General features: G+C 34.9%; 15 protein-coding genes. 3 read left to right on the top strand and 12 right to left on the bottom strand.

Going from position 1 to position 16,869, the window contains the following annotated elements; translation table 11 throughout:
* Nucleotides 1-6 precede the first annotated feature (6 nt).
* Nucleotides 7-990: a UDP-glucuronic acid decarboxylase family protein gene (locus AO58_RS0104435; RefSeq protein WP_024980546.1), complete on the bottom strand. Its 984-nt coding sequence runs from the start codon at nucleotides 988-990 to the stop codon at nucleotides 7-9.
* A gap of 290 nt (nucleotides 991-1,280) precedes the next feature.
* On the opposite strand from AO58_RS0104435, the gene AO58_RS0104430 reads away from it, so the two are divergent.
* Nucleotides 1,281-2,387, top strand: coding sequence for a glycosyltransferase (locus AO58_RS0104430; RefSeq protein WP_024980545.1), 1,107 nt, complete (start codon nucleotides 1,281-1,283; stop codon nucleotides 2,385-2,387).
* Here AO58_RS0104430 and AO58_RS0104425 read toward each other — a convergent pair.
* From AO58_RS0104425 to AO58_RS0104380, 10 genes are all read right to left on the bottom strand, one after another.
* Complete coding sequence (locus AO58_RS0104425) at nucleotides 2,323-3,639, bottom strand: O-antigen ligase family protein (RefSeq protein WP_223253648.1); 1,317 nt, start codon at nucleotides 3,637-3,639, stop codon at nucleotides 2,323-2,325. The two genes, AO58_RS0104430 and AO58_RS0104425, sit on opposite strands and share 65 nt — an antisense overlap.
* Nucleotides 3,599-4,663: a hypothetical protein gene (locus AO58_RS0104420; RefSeq protein ID WP_024980543.1), complete on the bottom strand. Its 1,065-nt coding sequence runs from the start codon at nucleotides 4,661-4,663 to the stop codon at nucleotides 3,599-3,601. The genes AO58_RS0104425 and AO58_RS0104420 overlap by 41 nt, the downstream gene beginning before the upstream one ends.
* Before the next feature lie 40 nt (nucleotides 4,664-4,703).
* A complete protein-coding gene (locus AO58_RS0104415; protein WP_024980542.1) occupies nucleotides 4,704-6,014 on the bottom strand; it encodes an MATE family efflux transporter in 1,311 nt (436 codons plus the stop codon).
* 31 nt (nucleotides 6,015-6,045) lie between these two features.
* Nucleotides 6,046-7,029 (bottom strand): hypothetical protein, encoded by a 984-nt coding sequence (locus AO58_RS0104410; protein WP_024980541.1) that lies wholly within the window; start codon nucleotides 7,027-7,029, stop codon nucleotides 6,046-6,048.
* Between the two features lie 7 nt (nucleotides 7,030-7,036).
* The gene (locus AO58_RS0104405; RefSeq protein ID WP_024980540.1) at nucleotides 7,037-8,716 is read right to left on the bottom strand and encodes a DUF6909 family protein; all 1,680 of its coding nucleotides are present in this window, start codon (nucleotides 8,714-8,716) and stop codon (nucleotides 7,037-7,039) included.
* An 11-nt stretch (nucleotides 8,717-8,727) separates the two neighbouring features.
* Entirely contained in the window at nucleotides 8,728-9,309 is a 582-nt protein-coding gene (locus AO58_RS0104400; protein ID WP_024980539.1) for a DUF4276 family protein, read from the bottom strand.
* A 3-nt stretch (nucleotides 9,310-9,312) separates the two neighbouring features.
* Nucleotides 9,313-10,515: an AAA family ATPase gene (locus tag AO58_RS0104395; RefSeq protein WP_024980538.1), complete on the bottom strand. Its 1,203-nt coding sequence runs from the start codon at nucleotides 10,513-10,515 to the stop codon at nucleotides 9,313-9,315.
* An 89-nt stretch (nucleotides 10,516-10,604) separates the two neighbouring features.
* Nucleotides 10,605-11,501: a carboxypeptidase-like regulatory domain-containing protein gene (locus tag AO58_RS0104390; RefSeq protein ID WP_162150394.1), complete on the bottom strand. Its 897-nt coding sequence runs from the start codon at nucleotides 11,499-11,501 to the stop codon at nucleotides 10,605-10,607.
* The gene (locus AO58_RS0104385) at nucleotides 11,491-12,993 is read right to left on the bottom strand and encodes a GH3 auxin-responsive promoter family protein (RefSeq protein WP_024980536.1); all 1,503 of its coding nucleotides are present in this window, start codon (nucleotides 12,991-12,993) and stop codon (nucleotides 11,491-11,493) included. Before AO58_RS0104385 ends, AO58_RS0104390 begins: the two co-directional genes overlap by 11 nt.
* 6 nt (nucleotides 12,994-12,999) lie before the next feature.
* Complete coding sequence (locus tag AO58_RS0104380; RefSeq protein WP_024980535.1) at nucleotides 13,000-13,515, bottom strand: hypothetical protein; 516 nt, start codon at nucleotides 13,513-13,515, stop codon at nucleotides 13,000-13,002.
* Between the two features lie 184 nt (nucleotides 13,516-13,699).
* Between AO58_RS0104380 and AO58_RS0104375 the strand changes: the two genes are divergently transcribed.
* A complete protein-coding gene (locus AO58_RS0104375; RefSeq protein WP_024980534.1) occupies nucleotides 13,700-13,876 on the top strand; it encodes a Sec-independent protein translocase subunit TatA/TatB in 177 nt (58 codons plus the stop codon).
* 246 nt (nucleotides 13,877-14,122) lie between these two features.
* On the top strand, nucleotides 14,123-15,487 hold the full coding sequence (locus AO58_RS0104370; protein ID WP_024980533.1) for an alpha/beta hydrolase family protein: 1,365 nt from the start codon (nucleotides 14,123-14,125) through the stop codon (nucleotides 15,485-15,487).
* A gap of 48 nt (nucleotides 15,488-15,535) precedes the next feature.
* Here AO58_RS0104370 and hflX read toward each other — a convergent pair whose 3' ends face one another.
* A complete protein-coding gene (hflX, locus tag AO58_RS0104365; RefSeq protein ID WP_024980532.1) occupies nucleotides 15,536-16,768 on the bottom strand; it encodes a GTPase HflX in 1,233 nt (410 codons plus the stop codon).
* Nucleotides 16,769-16,869: the final 101 nt, after the last annotated feature.

Raw genomic sequence — 16,869 nt, 5'->3', positions numbered from 1 at the left:
TTGGAATTAAAAAATATATTTCGAAAAATCCTTGTGTTCTTCCTTAGATAACTCTTCTTTCGAAAGCGACTTGAAATAATCATAAGTGATTTTCATCCCTTCTGCACGATTCACTTTGGCTTCCCAACCCAATAAATCTTTGGCTTTGGTAGTATCTGGTTGACGCTGCAAAGGATCATTTATTGGCAATGGATGATACACCACTTTTTGAGAAGTGCCCGTTAGTTTGATGATTTCCTCGGCAAAATCTTTAATCGTAATTTCGTCAGGGTTTCCAATATTTACGGGATATACATAATCCGAATGCAACAATCTAAAAATGCCTTCCACTTGATCGTCTACATAACAAAACGAACGCGTTTGCATCCCATCGCCAAAAATAGTCAAGTCTTCGCCTCGAATGGCTTGTCCAATAAATGCTGGAATTACACGCCCGTCATTGAGACGCATTCTGGGGCCATAAGTATTGAAAATACGAACAATTCTAGTTTCTACTCCGTGAAAGGTATGGTACGCCATCGTAATGGATTCCTGAAAACGTTTCGCCTCGTCATACACGCCACGAGGACCAATAGTGTTTACGTTGCCATAGTATTCCTCCATTTGTGGATGTACTAAAGGATCTCCGTATACCTCTGAAGTGGATGCGATAAGAATACGGGCTTTTTTAACTCTCGCCAATCCCAATAAATTATGAGTGCCTAATGACCCAACTTTTAAGGTTTGAATCGGGATTTTTAAATAATCGATAGGACTTGCTGGCGAAGCAAAATGCAAAATATAATCCAACTTTCCGGGAACATGCACAAACTTGGTAATATCGTGATGATAAAACTCAAAATGTTCTAATTTGAATAAATGCTCGATATTTTTTAAATCTCCCGTAATCAAGTTATCCATCCCAATTACGTGATATCCTTCCTTAATAAAACGATCACACAAATGCGATCCCAAAAATCCAGCTGCTCCAGTGATAAGTATTCTTTTCATTGCTTCCATAGTATTGAATAACAAATGTAATTGATTTGAAGAAAACTCACCCACAAACCTCGCCATTCTTTTACTCTAGAAGCAGCCAGCAAAGGCATTTTAGGTTACATCGTCCCGTGATCCGCTGTATCTTTGCTTTTTTAAAGAAAAAAAGCAAAGGATGCCGCTACTCCCAGGGCTAAAGAGCTACAACAGGCATTTTGGCATTATTTTTTACTCAATTACAACCAGATTTTAGTATAAGTTCTCTAGAAAACTTTATTTTTGTTTTCCAAGCAAAAAGAAAAAAATTGAAAGTTGTACATATCATCGAAGCATTAGGCGGAGGCGTTTATACCTATTTTGAAGATTTAACCCATCATTTTGAAAAAGAAACTATCCGTCAAAAAGTGTCTACTTTCATCCTCTATAGCGACAAGCGCAAAGAAATCGATCCGCAAAAAGCAGCCCAATTGTTCGCTGCCCTCCCAAATAAAAAAGTAGCGATGAAACGAGAAATTAGCCCTATTTCCGACCTCAAAGCCATACAAACCTTAATTCATGAACTTCAAGCAATCAAACCCGATGTGGTGCATTTGCATTCCTCCAAAGCTGGTGTCCTAGGAAGAATCGCTTGCTGCTTTCTCAACCCAAAACCTCTCGTTTTTTATACGCCCCATGGCTATGCTTTTCTACGCACCGATAGTTCTCCTATGGCCAAAAAAGCATATTGGTCCATCGAGAAATTTTTTCAAAAAATCTTCGGAGGAATCACTATCGCTTGTGGTGACTCTGAATTTGAATTAGCAAAACAACTAGGAAAATCCGAAATGATTAGAAATGGGATCAACATTGCGAGTATTCAACGCTATTTACAACCCTTTGTTAATCCGAAATTAACCATTGGTACTACAGGAAGAATTACTGCCCAAAAAAATCCAAAATTATTTAATTCAATTGCCTTACAATTTCCAAACTATCAATTTGTTTGGGTCGGTGATGGCGAAGAACGAGAAGAGCTTACAGCACCAAATATAAAAGTAACCGGTTGGTTTATAAACAAACAAAAAGTTTATGAGCACTTAAATTCTTTCGATATTTATCTTCAAACATCGCTTTGGGAGGGATTATCCATCGCCATACTTGAAGCCATGGCATTACAAAAACCAATTGTTGCTACACAAATTGCTGGAAATATTGATCTCATTCTTCCCAACAAAACTGGCTTTTTGTTCCAAGAAACGTCAGAGCTAACAGAATATTTCAAAACATTGGAAGATCCAAATGTTAGAGCCGAATTTGGCAAAAATGCAGAATCAAGATGCATTAATTTATTTGATAAAACCAAAAACTTTACGGCACTCCAGGAATTGTACGAACAGTATTTTTTTGCTGCAACCAAAGACTTCCAAAAATAGAAAACCAAAAACCACTAAACGTAATTCCATCAAAACGCAACAAAAAATCATCCGTTAAGTTCGAAGTAAAAAAAAGAAAAAAGAACGAAAAGGCCAATGCATTTTTTAAATCAATTCCCAAATAGCCAATTGTACCAATATAAAGCAACACTACAAGTGGTCCTAAAACACCAAATTTTAATAAAAAATCAAGAAACTGATTGTGGGTAGGAAAAGCATATTCCGCCAAAAAATACTGATGGGTTTGTTTATAATACTTCACTAATTCCGGTTTTCCATCCGAAGCACCCACGCCAAAAGGCAAATGCTGTAACGATAACTCCCAAGCCGATTTCCAGATAGAAACTCTGGTTACCAAAGCATTAAAAACCTTTATTTCGGGATGCTCAATTTCGTCCAATTTCCCCACCTTGTCCATATAAGCAAACGTCACCGAACCATATTTTTCTTTCATGTAAGGATTTTTTTGAACAAAGAGTATTAAAATTCCGAGTACTACTCCACCGATGACAACACTATACAACATCATTTTTTTTAAATTAAAATGCACTAAAAAAAACGAGAACACTACAAATAAATAACCTGTAAGTACATTGAATAATGCCATTCGAGTATTGACCAAAAGCACAAAGAAAAAAGAAAACACAAACACCAAAACGGATAAAAAGGAAGTTCTATAATCCTTTTTTATTTGCCAAGAATCTAATAACAAATACAAAGCCGCTACACTCACAAAAGCCAAGTGCATATTGAGCGCAGGCGCATGAATTCCGATAGAATTGGCAAAAACATAACCCATTTCCCAAAGGTGAACACCATGCCAATACTTGGTGACGTACTCCGGATAAACCAATACAAACCGAAGCGTAAAAACAATCATTACTAACGTCGTACCATTCACATAATACCGCAACAATTTCGAAAAAGAAATCCTTTGGTAATTCCCCAAAATAAATAAGGGAAACAAAACCAATGCCGACGTTTTTTCAATAGATTTAATCCCTTGAGCCAAAGAATCATTGTTAAAAAAAAACACTAATTCTAACAAAAAAGGGGAAGCGATGATGCCTGCTAAAATCAAGGCCTTTTTAGACCATTGTGTTTTCTTAAAATAGAAAATATTAAAAACCGCAAAAGCAAAAATTAACCAAGTACAAGGCTTCCTGAAAATTAAGGTACAAGCAATCGCAACCAAAAAAAAGGAGAAAATTTTATTGAAATTCTTTTCGGAAATGGTCATAGTATAATGCATAATAAATTAGTGGAAAAATTCCCATTTTGTGTCGAATTGCTGATCCCAAATCCGGTTCAAAAACACCTTGAAGTATAAAAAATGAGAAGACAAAAAGAAGCATCCACAACTCGTAAACGTATTCTTTTTTGTCTTTTATACAACGTGCCAATCGAACCAACAAAATATAAAAAAGAAACAGTTGCCAAATTACGAAGAGGACAATTTGTGGTTTTAAAAAATGTTTTAGCCCATTTAAAGGCAGGTTTACTGTAAAAAAACCATATAGAATTCCAATGATTTCACCATACCACGTATCTGTTTTTACTGGTGATAAAATGATCGAATTGGCATCAGGCGAATTCAATCGGGTTAAATTTAAGAACTCGCGCGTTTGCTCTGATAAAAATTTACCTTGTACTACTCCGTAACTCAAAGACAACAAAATCATAACTCCAATACCATAACACAAGGTAGCAAAAGTTCGATTTTGGATTTTAATACAAGAGATCCAATACATACTCATGGCAACAATAGGAAGTAATACAAAATAAGGACGATATACTGCACCAAAAAAAACAAAAAGCAATAAGGCAATTAATAAGTTCGTTTTGAAATTAAAAATCTTCTTTTGAAACAAAAAGACAATAAGAGAAAGATACAAAAAAGTAAGAAACTCTTTTGAAGGCATTGAAATAAAAATAGCAATAATCGAAAAAGAAAAATACACTAAAACGTTCTTAATCGTAATTTTTTCAAAGGTACTTGGAATTCCAATTTTGTAAAGAATCAGCATCAAAATTGGAAATTGAATCAAAGCAATTACAGAAAAAGGCAGATAACGCAATCCCGTTATTTTATAAAATAAAATCGTCAGTGGATAACTTCCAAAATAGCCTATTTCATTGCCTTTGTCATACGCTATGATGGCAGCATCGTAAAAGAATTTCGGTGGTAAAAAAAAACTCGCGGCAAAGGCAAGTCCCAAATTGAGACCAAAAAGAAGTAAAAAAGTAGCGGTATTTTTTTTTATAATAAAAGACATTTTGATGATAAATAATAAAGATGCGTAAAAAATTTAGAAATTAACTCAAAAACAACTTAATACCGTCTTTAAAATACACAAAAAGTGCCGTACTAAAATTCCAAAACAAAGCACTGACAGAAAAAGCTATCGCACCTCCTATCATTCCGTACGAGGGAATTAAAAAATAGTTTAAAATAAAATTAAGCAAAAGCGCTAGTAAAACAATGCGCTGAAAAATGTGTTGTCGGCCTGTCATGTTCAGATAAACAGGAGCCGATCCAAAAAAAGCACAAAAACCTTGTCCCAAAACCAATATGAATAAAGCTTCTTTCGCAACTACATAATTGGAGCCAAAAAATTGTAAAATAAACTCTGGAAAAATAAGCAACACAAAAACTGCAGGCAGTGTAATCGCTACTATTAATCGGGAACTATTTTGCACAATTTGCTGCACTTTATCTATTTCTTTATTCGAAAAACTGGCTGCTATAGCTGCCGAAACAGTAATGTTTACCGTCAAAATAATAACAGACAACAATGTCATTAACTTGACCGCCACAGCATAATAAGCAACAGTTGCGTCACCAAAATACTTTTTTAAAAACAAGATGTCAAAACTCATCATCAAAAAAATAGCCATTCCGCTTACAGCAATAGGAAAGGAATGTGTGATAATCTCTCGAGAAGAAAAACAATCAGTGGAATAAGTAGCTGGTATTTTGGTAAAAAAGTAAAAAGTCAATACGGTGGTCAAAATTCCCATAAAAACAAAACTCAACAAAAAAGCATCCACCAAATAGGGTTCTAATTGCCATTGCACTAATAAAAAAGCAACTACAATTATAGGTAAGTATTTGAAAATATTCCGAAATAGTTCAGCTACTGCTATTTCCTCTAACGCCCTAAAAACCTCGACATTTAGAATTGAAAGACCATAAAAAAACAAAGCTGCCGAAGCTTTTAACAAAAGGTGATAAGTTGCATCGTCGGAGAAAAATTGTGTAACCACTGAAGCATCCAATACTACTATGAAAACCAATAAAAGCAGGGAAGCAAAAAACAGCATTAAGACCATTTTTAGATATACTTTTTTCAAATGTCCCAAAGAGTACTCTGGATACAAACGCCCTTTGAAATATAATATGGATTGATCAAAACCCAATAAACAAATACTTCCGATAGCAAAAAGAAAAGTCCGGACAAAATCATATTGTCCTACTACTTGAGGAGTAAACTTTTGCGTTAAAAACAACGTAAAACCAAACAAAAGTACTACCCCAAAAACCCTAATGAACAAGGTTAGCAGACTTTGCCTAACTACAGAATTTTGAAAGGTCTTAAGGAAATGAAAGCGAAGAGTTCTTAACACATTAGGTTTTGTTTGTAAAAGAAAGAGATTTTTATGAAGCTGCTGTTTTGGATTTAGCCACTTGCTTTTGATAAAATCGGATGAACAAACGAATAAATACAAACGACAAAATCAGAAATAATGGCAATACAAATTTCATTACGCCATTTACTACTTTTGAAGTAGTACTGTTCATGGTGAAGGTTATCTCTTTAATTGTTTTTTGAAAGTTGATTACTTTCAACCTATTCTTACTCTGATCAAATAACAAATCCCTTTTAGATCTTATAATATCATTGAGTTGGGTGTTTTCATTGTAGTACATGAGCTTGTCATTTTTCAAACTACTTTTTACATTGGCCGAAAACCCATTAAGAATTCCGTTTATTTGTTGAATAATGGTATCATTTTGTGCAATAGCTTGTTTCAAATTTGCGACTTCCACCTCCTTCATTGCTGAAAAATAGTCTGATTGATTTAGGTAATTCAGTAAAGGCGTAATCAACTCCTTTTCATTCGCGATTCCATTAGTAAGGACTGATACATTATGGTAAGTGTAGTTTTTACTGGTAATATTGTCCTCTAGTACCTTTTTAACTTCTCCAACTTCGGCCATTAATTTAATCAACTCAAAGTTGCGTTCTTTGTCTTCAATAAATTTATAGACGTCGGCTATGGGTTTGATTTCAATCTTTCTTAAAGCTTCTGGGTGGGATAATCCTACTTCTTTTTGCAAAAAATCGGCATCTCCAGCATTAATTTTTGATTGAATCAAATTGATTTTAGCATACAAATAATCGACGCTTCCAAAGTTGGGAATCACAGTGATTTCATGGGTATACAATTTATTGCTTTTATCCAAAAATAATCCCAAACCAAAACCAATAATTAATAAGGCAACAACTATTTTCCATTGGTGTACAAAAAACTGAATGTAATTGAACAGCAGCGTATTCAATCGTTCGAAACCCTTTTTCACTTTGGTAGTAATTTGAAATACATCAATTTCTGAATCGCTATGCGAAGGTGTACTCATTAGTTATTTATTTACTATTCAAGATTTGTTCTAAAATTTTAATCGTTATCAAATACGTTGGCTTTACACCAGTAGTTCCCAATCCGCCAGAGGCTAGAGTACTTCCAGTTTCCAAAGGATTATCCGAAGCATAGTAGGCATAACGCACTTTGATATCTTTTGGTACACTCTTTCTGATTTTAGAGGCCGATTGAATCGCTTTTTGATAATAGGACCCTTCCATTTCTAGGCCTATCACGCCCCAAGTCGATTCATGAAAAAACTTCAACAAATCTCTATTTTGAAGTGATGTTCCCAAAACGGTAACCATTGGTCCTGCAAAAACAGCGATGTCATTACCTTCGAGCATCTCAGCGGTCAATTCATTTTCAAAGAAATAATTATCTGCTGTTCCTTCGTTGATATGGGCATTTGGAATCATAATATCTCCTTTGCCGCCTTCGAGAATTCCAGCTTTTCCCATAATAGAAACCGACTGTACATTGAGCAAGGTCTCTTTTTTATAAGGCTTTAATAATTCATCAATGGTTTCATAGGCTTGTTCTCCAAAAGCATAATCCATAACAATCAAAACAGGCGCTTTGTCTCCTAATTGTGCCTTTGGAAAAGCGGTTTTGGACCAATCAATTTTGGCGGTATCAAACAATTGCACATCAATATTGGTTCCTGAAGTATCAGGCAAAAATACCATTCCGTTTTTCTCGGCCACCGTTTCTACTTGCTTGCGTAATTCTTTGGCGCCTGAGTTACTCAATTCTTCATAAATCACAAAGTCAGATTGATCCTTAAACTTCGATTTGAGTAGTGGTGTGGCAAAAATAGAATTCATCACACTGTGCATGTTGGCACTAATAACGTGAATAGGTCGGTCTAATAAGTTTTTGGATTGTAAAACCTCTTTGATATTATTCGCCCAAACTTCACCATGAATATGGTGTCCCAAACGTTCTCTCAAAATAGGACTAAAAGTGATGGTTCTTTTATTGTTGTCTACCACTTCCTCGATGGCTAATTTTCCTAACCAATAGATTACATGCAGAAAACGATCAGGTGCATTCTCTGAACCAAAAGCATCATAAATGTCTAATACTTCTTCAAAAGTTCTTCCTAAAATATTAGACGCATGCGAAATCGCTTTTTCTTTTTCGATTTGTGTTAGTTTCTTCGTTTGGTTTACGGCGGCTTCCAATTTTAGCCAATCTCTAGAAACTTCGCCAGCATCATCTAACAAAACACGTTCCTTGATTTTATGCGATTCGATAAAAATAAAGGTCAGATGCGTCAAAATATCATAAATATCGGAACGCCCGCGAGTGATTTCAACATTCATTTGTTCTTCGTCAATTCGGTAACAATTTCTTCTTCGCTTTGGCGGAACAATAGCCTGAAAATGCGATTTAGAATACCCTTCATCCGAAGTAAGATTAATAAATCGACATTCTTCAATCCCTACTGGAAGTCGTTCGATAACGTATAATAACCCATTCAATTCTACTTTTTCATCGGCAATAGAACCATAAATCTCTGGGCGTAAAGCCAATAAAGCTTCCCGTAAGGTATCTCCCGAAATTCCCATCGGTTTATAAAACCCACGGTTAAATAAATGGCGAATGGTAATGTACATTTTTTCTATAGCCGCAGAAGATTCTTGTGCTCTAGATCTTGATATATGTTTGGTTGTATTCATATTCTTAGTTTTTAATCTTTTATTGTGTTGAAAAATCTTTTCAAACCATTTACTGTTTGCTGAAAACTTTCAGATGTATTTCCATCAATCGTGATAAAGGGTGCAATTTTTTTGGCCCCTCCTACTTTTTGAAATTCAGGAAGTATTTTTTTTAATTCATCGAAAGCATTACAATTATCAGGTACTCTAAATTTTGATTTATTAATATAATTTTGATGTTTAAAATTTGGATATGCTTTGTTAACTGCCAAAAAATCGCCGATATACCACGACTCAAGTTCTCTACATACGATCCTTACTAGCTTAGGGCAATTCCCATTTTGATCACAAATGTCTAAAAGCTTTTTTTTAAGAATTTTACAATCTGAACTGTCTTGGTCTTGCATTATTACTATACCAGATGCTTCATGATTCCAATTACTTAGCAATTTTACCTTTGATGGTATGTTTTTTTGTAAATCACTTTTACCTTCAAAACTTCTGATAAAATAGTTCTCGTTTAAGATCCATTCTTTATCCAAAATTTTAGGCAACAAAATGTTTAAGAATTCTTTCATCGATGGTTCTTCTACTAAAATCTCAATTCTTGCCATACCTTAATTTTTTGGTCCGCTACCAATAAAATATCCTTGCTTCCACAAATAGCCTAATTTGTCTCCATCTTTGAATAAATCAGCTATGGCTTTATCTTCTGACGCTCTTTTTATATTTGTAAAACCATTTTCTTTCTTCAACCAAAAAAGTTCATCAAGTTCTAAAGCATTGACAAAGTCTGGTGAATGAGAAGATATAAATACTTGTCCTCCTCTATTAGCATAATCTCTGAATTCCTCAGCTAATTCAATCAAAAGTTCAGGATGTAAATAATTTTCAGGTTCTTCTATACATAAAAGAGGATGTGGTTTAGGATCATTAAGTAACACCAAATAAGCAAACATTTTGATCGTACCATCTGAAACAAATCTAGAAATAAAAGGGTCTTTAAAACTACCGTCGCTAAACTGCAAAACGATTCTACCATCAATAGTTTCTGTAGCCTCTACTTTATCAATTCCTGGAACTCTCTCTTTCATTTTGTCTAAAATTTTTCGAAAGGTTTCTGGGAAATTCTCATATATATATTTAGTTACCTGAGCCAAATTGTCTCCTGTTGTTGACAAATGCTCACTCAAACCAGTATCTTCAATATTTTGAGCTGCTTGAATTTGAAAGTTAGAGACATACCAATTTTCAAGTAATCTTCTAAAAGAACTAATGGCATTAAATTTTTGAAATTGTCCTAATCCTTTTATTGCTAAAATATCAGGACTATCTAATGTTTGTTCTTCTCTTTGTTCTTTAAATTCTTGTTTAGCACTTTCAAATTCACTTTCGTTAACAATTGCATTTCCTTTTCCATAAGTAAATTCTAAAAATCTATAGGGTCTTCCTCTATTTCCTCTCCTATAACTCAATACTTCTTTTGAAACGACTGGTAAATTATTTTCTCCCAAACAAACACAAAGTTCATAAGTAATTAAAGGTTGTTTTTTTCCATCCACATCTGGATTTCTAAATTTTATTTCAATTTCAATATCTCCAACCCCATTCCTTGAATATACTTCTTTATAGCCACCTCTTTTGTTTAAAGCTGTTTTTACATTACTTTTAAGCGCATCACTCAAAAAACCAAATACTTCAAAAAGTGTAGATTTACCCGCTCCATTAGCTCCAAGAAATACGCACATATTAGGCAAATCCCTTATCTCAGTGTCCTGATATACTTTGAAATTCTTTATTCTAATTTTCTCGATTTTCATCTTCGTGTGTTTTTATTTAAATCTACTTCAAATATTTTAAGCTTAATTCTTTTTTCTACAATCTTTTCAAAGGTAAGTAAAAGTTTTTTTTAGTTGGTTAACGTTAATTTCATCGCTAATTCTAAATATTTATCCTTGTAGCGATCTGATTTGGCCTGAGTATTTTTAATATTAAGATTATGCCATTTTCCTTTATGATATCTCCAAGTGGTTGTTTCTTCACTAGGTATAATTCCAATTCTAGGATCATAATCCACTCCATCAAATTTTTTGGATCCTTCATTAGCTTTTGTGAATTTATACTCATAGCGATTGTCTTCAATGATCAACCATTCAACAGCAACGAAAAATCCATTTGTAGGTACTTTTATTTTGTAGGATTGCAAATCAATTGAAGTATCCTTTTTTCCTTTTTTAATAGGAACTACAATATTTTGAGCGGTCAAATCATCTCCAGGACTTCCATCGGGATTAACCTCAAAGAAACGCAATACAAACTTGGCATTTCCTTTCTCCGCTTTTGTTAGGACAAGTAAACTTTTTAGAAAAGAATGCTGTTCCATTTCTTTGACAAATGGGAAAAATTTTGCAAGAATTTGAGGAGCATTACCACAGGCAAAATGATGATTAATCGATCCCTTTTTATAATTTCCAATTACAATTTCGGAATCGTGTTTTGGAGGTGCAATGATTACCTCATGCAAAGCAATGGCTTCATTTTTGAGAACAACACTTTCAATTTTATCTGCTTTTATCTTTTTGGATGCAAATCCCAAAGCCGAAAAAACCAATACTTTATCCGACGTTGTATTGATAGTAAAAGTGCCATCTAGTTCTGAGGTGGTTCCAATGTTTTCATTCTCCACCCAAATGTTTACATAAGGAATGGGCTGACCTGAAATACTATCTTTGACAACACCTTTTAGTTGCGAAAAACTAAATTGAAATGCAAAAAGCAGCATCCAAAGCCAATACTTATTTCTCATTCTGATTTTTATTTTCAAAAAAGGCAGCAATTTTTCGATCATTACTCAATCTCGGAATTTTATTTTGTCCACCCAATTTCCCGATGGATTTCATATAGTCTTGGAAACCGTTTTTGGCGACTTTGGTGATGACTACTTTTCTCAAAACGTTGCCTAAAATCAAATCATCATAATAGATATTTTGCTTGCGCATAGCTTGGTCAATAGCTTCGGCAAAAGCAACCTCATCCTCTGGTTCGTTTTCAAATTCAATAAACCATTCGTGATAAGGTAATCCCTCTTTTGGCGTGATTTGCGGAGCCACCGTAAATTCATTGATGCGAATAGCGCTGCCTTGAATCGCTTCTTGCAAAGCACTTTCTACCTCTTTGCCAATCACGTGTTCCCCAAAAGCAGAAATGTAATGTTTGATTCTACCCGAAACCATAACGCGATAAGGTTTCAATGAAGTAAATTGTACTGTATCACCAATATTGTAGCCCCAAAGTCCCGCATTGGTAGAAATAATCAATACATAATTTACGCCTAATTCGACTTCGCCTATGGTATAACGCTTTGGATTTTCAGTAAAAAAATCATCACTTTTGATGAACTCATAAAAAATTCCTGAATTCAAAAGCAACAACATTCCTTTCTCTTTTTGAGAATCTTGGTAAGCAAAAAAACCTTCGGAAGCAGGAAAGAGTTCAATACTATCTACTTTTCTACCAATTAAATTCTCAAATTTGGCGCGATAGGGTTCAAAATTAACACCTCCATAAATGAAAAGATTGAAGTTTTTGAACAATTCTCCAACTGGCTTTTGAGCCTTTTGTTGCAATTTTTCGAAATACATTTGTACCCATGACGGAATTCCAGAAATCACTCGCATGTCTTCTTTTACAGTTTCTTCTACAATAGCATTCACTTTGGTTTCCCAATCTTCAATACAATTGGTTTCCCAAGAAGGCATTCTGTTTTTTTGCAAATAACCCGGAACAAAATGAGCGGCTATGCCCGATAATCTTCCTAATTTGATACCGTTTTTCTCGGTCAAAATGGGGCTTCCTTGCAAGAAAATCATTTTTCCATCCACAAAATCTGTTTTTCCTGTTTCGTGAATATAATGTAAAATAGCATTTCTCGACGCTTCAATATGATACGGCATTGATTCTTTGGTCAGCGGAATGTATTTGGCACCCGATGTGGTTCCAGAAGTTTTGGCAAAATAAAGCGGTTTGCCTTTCCACAGCACATTTTCTTCTCCATTTACTACTCGATCAACATACGGTTTTAATCCTTCGTAATCTCGAATTGGCACCTGCTTCACAAAGTCGGCATGTGTTTTAATGTGCTCAAAATTATGGTCTTGACCAAAGGCAGTGTTCTGCGCTTCTTGTATTAAATTTCTAAAAACAGCTTGTTGCGTTGCTAATGGATTTTGACTCCATTGCTGTGTTTTTTTTACTATTTTTTGAGCAAATAATTTTGCTAAAAAGGCTTTTAAAGACATGCTTTTTTATTTTTTGACGGTGGTCTTTTTCTTTGAAACTTGGGTGGAATTTGCTTTCTTTTCTTCTGCGGCTACTTCATTGCGTAAGTTCAATTCTTCTTCAGACGCTTTTAGTGTTTCAGGATCGATCGCTGTTTGAGTTTGTGCCAAAATAGAATCTTTATTAAACGTTACATGTTCTAGTTTATCCGTTAAAACATTTTGTATCGCTTTGAGATAGGCTTCGTTTTTTTTGATCGCTTGGGTCAATGAATCGGTTTTTAAGGCTAAAATAGTGGCCTCTTTTTTTAATTGCGTCGAAGCATATCCCGGTATATATTCTCTCAAAGGAGTAAAGGCGATTAATACCGTAGTGATGAGAATTAAAAAAAAAGCACTTAAAGTACCCGCTACAAAAACATTCAAAAGGCTCAATCGGAATGAAAATAACTCTTCAAAGTTTTCTTGGTTAATTAATATCAACCTTTTTTTCATGAGTATCAATTCCTTGAGTCCCTTGGGCAGCAAACGATTTATAAACATACTTCCTGATATTTTGACAAATATAAGGATTAATGATTTTATCAATTCAGCATAAGGTCTATAATCCTATTTTTAACTCAAAAAACTATAAATATTTCATGTAATCTCATTTAGATTAAGGAATTCTGTATACATTTGCAACGTTAAATAAAACCAATTGGCTTCGGCTATAAAAAACACAATCATGGGAAGAATTGGACTTACTGAAATCCTTATTATAGTGGGTATCGTTTTATTACTTTTTGGAGGTAAAAAAATTCCAGAATTAATGAAAGGATTGGGAAGCGGCATTAAAGAATTTAAAAACGCAGCCAAAGACGAGCAATCTGCTACAACTAAAAAAGAAGAAGAAACAAAATAAGATACGTTTCAAAATGATCACAATACAACTCCAAACTCTTGCCACAAACGCAAAGAGTTTGGAGTTTTTTAATAACATAAAATAAAGTACTTGGATTTAATTCTATATTCCGAATTAAACAATTTTGTAAACTTTAAATTGAATTCAAAAAGAAAGACAAAACGACAATACCATAAGGAATCCTAAATCATTTGTGTGCTATATTGTATTAGGTTATCTTAGAGCTTTATTTAAACTTCTGCAACAATGAAAACAAAAAGCGTTCTAGTATTTCTTTTAATAACCTTCCAATCGATTATTGCTCAAGAAATTCAGGGATCCTGGACAGGAAAACTAAATTTTCAGGGCATGGAATTACCCTTAATTTTCACCATACAAAAAAACGGTGAGGGATATCAAACTTCACTTGAAAGTCCAATGCAAGGTGCCAAAGGCATTCCCGTTAAGGAAACTATCTTTGTGAATAATGAATTACAACTCACCGCTCCTGATCTGAATCTAAAATATAGCGGCGTTTTTAATGGAACTGCTATCGAGGGTACGTTTGTACAAAATGGCGGGACTTATCCACTGGTTTTGACAAGAAAAATAACCATTCGTCCGCAGCAACCTAATGGGCCTTTCGACTACCCTATACAAGAAGTGACTTTTGTAAACCCAAAAGACAAAAATACTTTGGCAGGAACCTTGACCTTGCCTAAAAACAAAAAAGAATTTCCAGTAGTGGTATTAATCACAGGATCTGGCGCACAAGATCGAAATTCAGAAATTTTTAGTCACCAACCTTTTGCTGTAATTGCTCATGATTTTGCTCAAAAAGGTATTGGCGTATTGCGTTTAGATGATCGAGGCATTGGAGGATCTAGCAAAGGAAACCCTGAAGATACCTCAGCTAATTTTGCCTCAGACATCTCAGCCGCTGTAGCTTTTTTAACCTCCAAAGGATTTAAAAAAATTGGTGTTTTAGGCCATAGCGAAGGCGGTTTAATTGCCCCAATGGTGGCCGCTGAAAATAAAAAAGTACAATTTGTGATTTCGATGGCGGGCCCTGGAATTCCCATAGATAGAATGATGTTGCTACAAACCCAATCCATTGCCAAAGCACAAGGCGCCACAGCTTACCAAATTGCAACTACTACCGCATTTAACGAAAAAGTATATGCCTTCATTATCAACTATACTGGCCAACAATTAAAAACGGATTTTCAAAACTACATTCGTGAAGAATTTAAGAAATTAACCCAAAATCAAGGTCTTACAGAAAGTCAAATAGATGAATTTGTTGTCCAACAAACCAGTGCTATTACTCGTCCATGGTATGTTTATTTCCTAAAATTAAATCCCGATACCTATTGGTCAAAAATCAAAGTGCCTGTTCTTGCTTTGAACGGTACTTTGGATGTACAAGTAAAAGCGACTGAAAACTTAGCTGGCATCCAAGCTTCCCTACTAAAAGGAGGAAATAAAAAAGGAACAATCACTGCATTTCCTGACCTCAACCACTTATTCCAAGAGGCAAAAACAGGAACGGTCGCTGAATATGAAAGCATCACACAAACTATCGCTCCCATTGTCTTGGATACGATGAGTACATGGATTTTGAAAAACTAAACATCTCAACCAAAAAGCCCCAAAATCATCTGAATTTTGGGGCTTTTTTTATTCTTTGTCTTCTTTTTCGATGGCATCCTTATAATCAGGATACAAAAATTTATTATACGGAAAGCGCGTAATGTGAATTTGTCGAACGGCTTCGTATACGCGTTCTCTAAATTCTTCAAAATTTTCTTTGTGAATCGCCGATACAAACAAAGCATTTTCATGCCCCACACGGTTCATCCATGTTTGTTGCCATTCTTCTAAGGTAAAATGTCGTGGCGTTTTTTCGGTCATCAAGTCATCTTCGTCAATAGTCAAATGTTGGTACGCATCGATCTTGTTAAAAATCATGATCGTAGGCTTATCATTGGCCTTAATATCCAAAAGAATTTGATTCACAGAGGCAATATGATCCTCAAAATCGGGATGTGAAATATCAACTACGTGCAACAAAAGATCAGCTTCGCGCACTTCATCAAGCGTACTTTTGAACGAATCGACCAATTGTGTAGGCAACTTTCTGATGAATCCTACGGTATCCGAAAGCAGAAAAGGTAAGTTTTTGATCACCACTTTTCGTACCGTTGTATCCAAAGTTGCAAACAATTTATTTTCTACAAAAACATCGCTCTTACCTACCGCATTCATCATGGTTGATTTCCCTACATTGGTATAACCTACCAGCGCCACACGAACCATGGCCCCGCGATTACTGCGTTGAATACCCATTTGTTTGTCGATGGTTTTGATTTTATCTTTTAACAACGAGATACGATCACGCACAATACGACGGTCGGTTTCGATCTCCGTTTCTCCCGGACCACGCATCCCAATTCCTCCTTTTTGTCGTTCTAAGTGCGTCCATAAACCCGAAAGTCGAGGCAATAAATAAATACATTGTGCCAATTCTACCTGCGTTCTCGCATAAGAAGTTTCGGCGCGTTGTGCAAAAATATCCAAGATCAAATTGGTTCGGTCAAGGATTTTGCAGTCGATAATTTTGGAGATATTCTTTTGTTGCGAAGGCGTTAACTCGTCGTCAAAAATCAAGGTCGAAATGTCATTTTCTTTTACAAAAAGATGAATTTCGTCAATTTTTCCTGTTCCCAAAAAAGTCTTAGGATTGGGTTTATCCATTTTTTGCCAAAAGCGTTTTACTACTTGTCCACCAGCAGTGAAGGTCAAGAATTCTAGTTCATCCAGATATTCTTTAAGTTTGTCTTCACTTTGACTTTGAGTTACGATCCCTACAATAGCGGTTTTTTCGAAATTTAATTTTTCTTTTTCTAACATGTCATTGAATAAGGTACAAATTTAATCATTTGCTTTTAAAGAAGGTGACCACGAATGCACGAATTATTTTTATCGGATTCGAAAAAGAAGGTTAGCCACAA

This window comes from Flavobacterium succinicans LMG 10402, assembly GCF_000611675.1.
Classification (GTDB): domain Bacteria; phylum Bacteroidota; class Bacteroidia; order Flavobacteriales; family Flavobacteriaceae; genus Flavobacterium; species Flavobacterium succinicans.
The sequence above is the reverse complement of the archived record's forward strand: the minus strand, read 5'-3'. Positions and strand labels throughout refer to the sequence as shown.

Excerpts from the sequence above, each read along its gene's own strand:
- AO58_RS0104435 (WP_024980546.1), bottom strand. The coding sequence starts at position 990 with ATGAAAAGAATACTTATCACTGGAGCAGCTGGATTTTTGGGATCGCAT.
- AO58_RS0104425 (WP_223253648.1), bottom strand. The coding sequence starts at position 3,639 with ATGCATTATACTATGACCATTTCCGAAAAGAATTTCAATAAAATTTTC.
- AO58_RS0104420 (WP_024980543.1), bottom strand. The coding sequence starts at position 4,663 with ATGTCTTTTATTATAAAAAAAAATACCGCTACTTTTTTACTTCTTTTT.
- AO58_RS0104410 (WP_024980541.1), bottom strand. The coding sequence starts at position 7,029 with ATGAGTACACCTTCGCATAGCGATTCAGAAATTGATGTATTTCAAATT.
- AO58_RS0104405 (WP_024980540.1), bottom strand. The coding sequence starts at position 8,716 with ATGAATACAACCAAACATATATCAAGATCTAGAGCACAAGAATCTTCT.
- AO58_RS0104400 (WP_024980539.1), bottom strand. The coding sequence starts at position 9,309 with ATGGCAAGAATTGAGATTTTAGTAGAAGAACCATCGATGAAAGAATTC.
- AO58_RS0104395 (WP_024980538.1), bottom strand. The coding sequence starts at position 10,515 with ATGAAAATCGAGAAAATTAGAATAAAGAATTTCAAAGTATATCAGGAC.
- AO58_RS0104390 (WP_162150394.1), bottom strand. The coding sequence starts at position 11,501 with ATGAGAAATAAGTATTGGCTTTGGATGCTGCTTTTTGCATTTCAATTT.
- AO58_RS0104385 (WP_024980536.1), bottom strand. The coding sequence starts at position 12,993 with ATGTCTTTAAAAGCCTTTTTAGCAAAATTATTTGCTCAAAAAATAGTA.
- AO58_RS0104380 (WP_024980535.1), bottom strand. The coding sequence starts at position 13,515 with ATGTTTATAAATCGTTTGCTGCCCAAGGGACTCAAGGAATTGATACTC.
- AO58_RS0104375 (WP_024980534.1), top strand. The coding sequence starts at position 13,700 with ATGGGAAGAATTGGACTTACTGAAATCCTTATTATAGTGGGTATCGTT.
- AO58_RS0104370 (WP_024980533.1), top strand. The coding sequence starts at position 14,123 with ATGAAAACAAAAAGCGTTCTAGTATTTCTTTTAATAACCTTCCAATCG.
- hflX (WP_024980532.1), bottom strand. The coding sequence starts at position 16,768 with ATGTTAGAAAAAGAAAAATTAAATTTCGAAAAAACCGCTATTGTAGGG.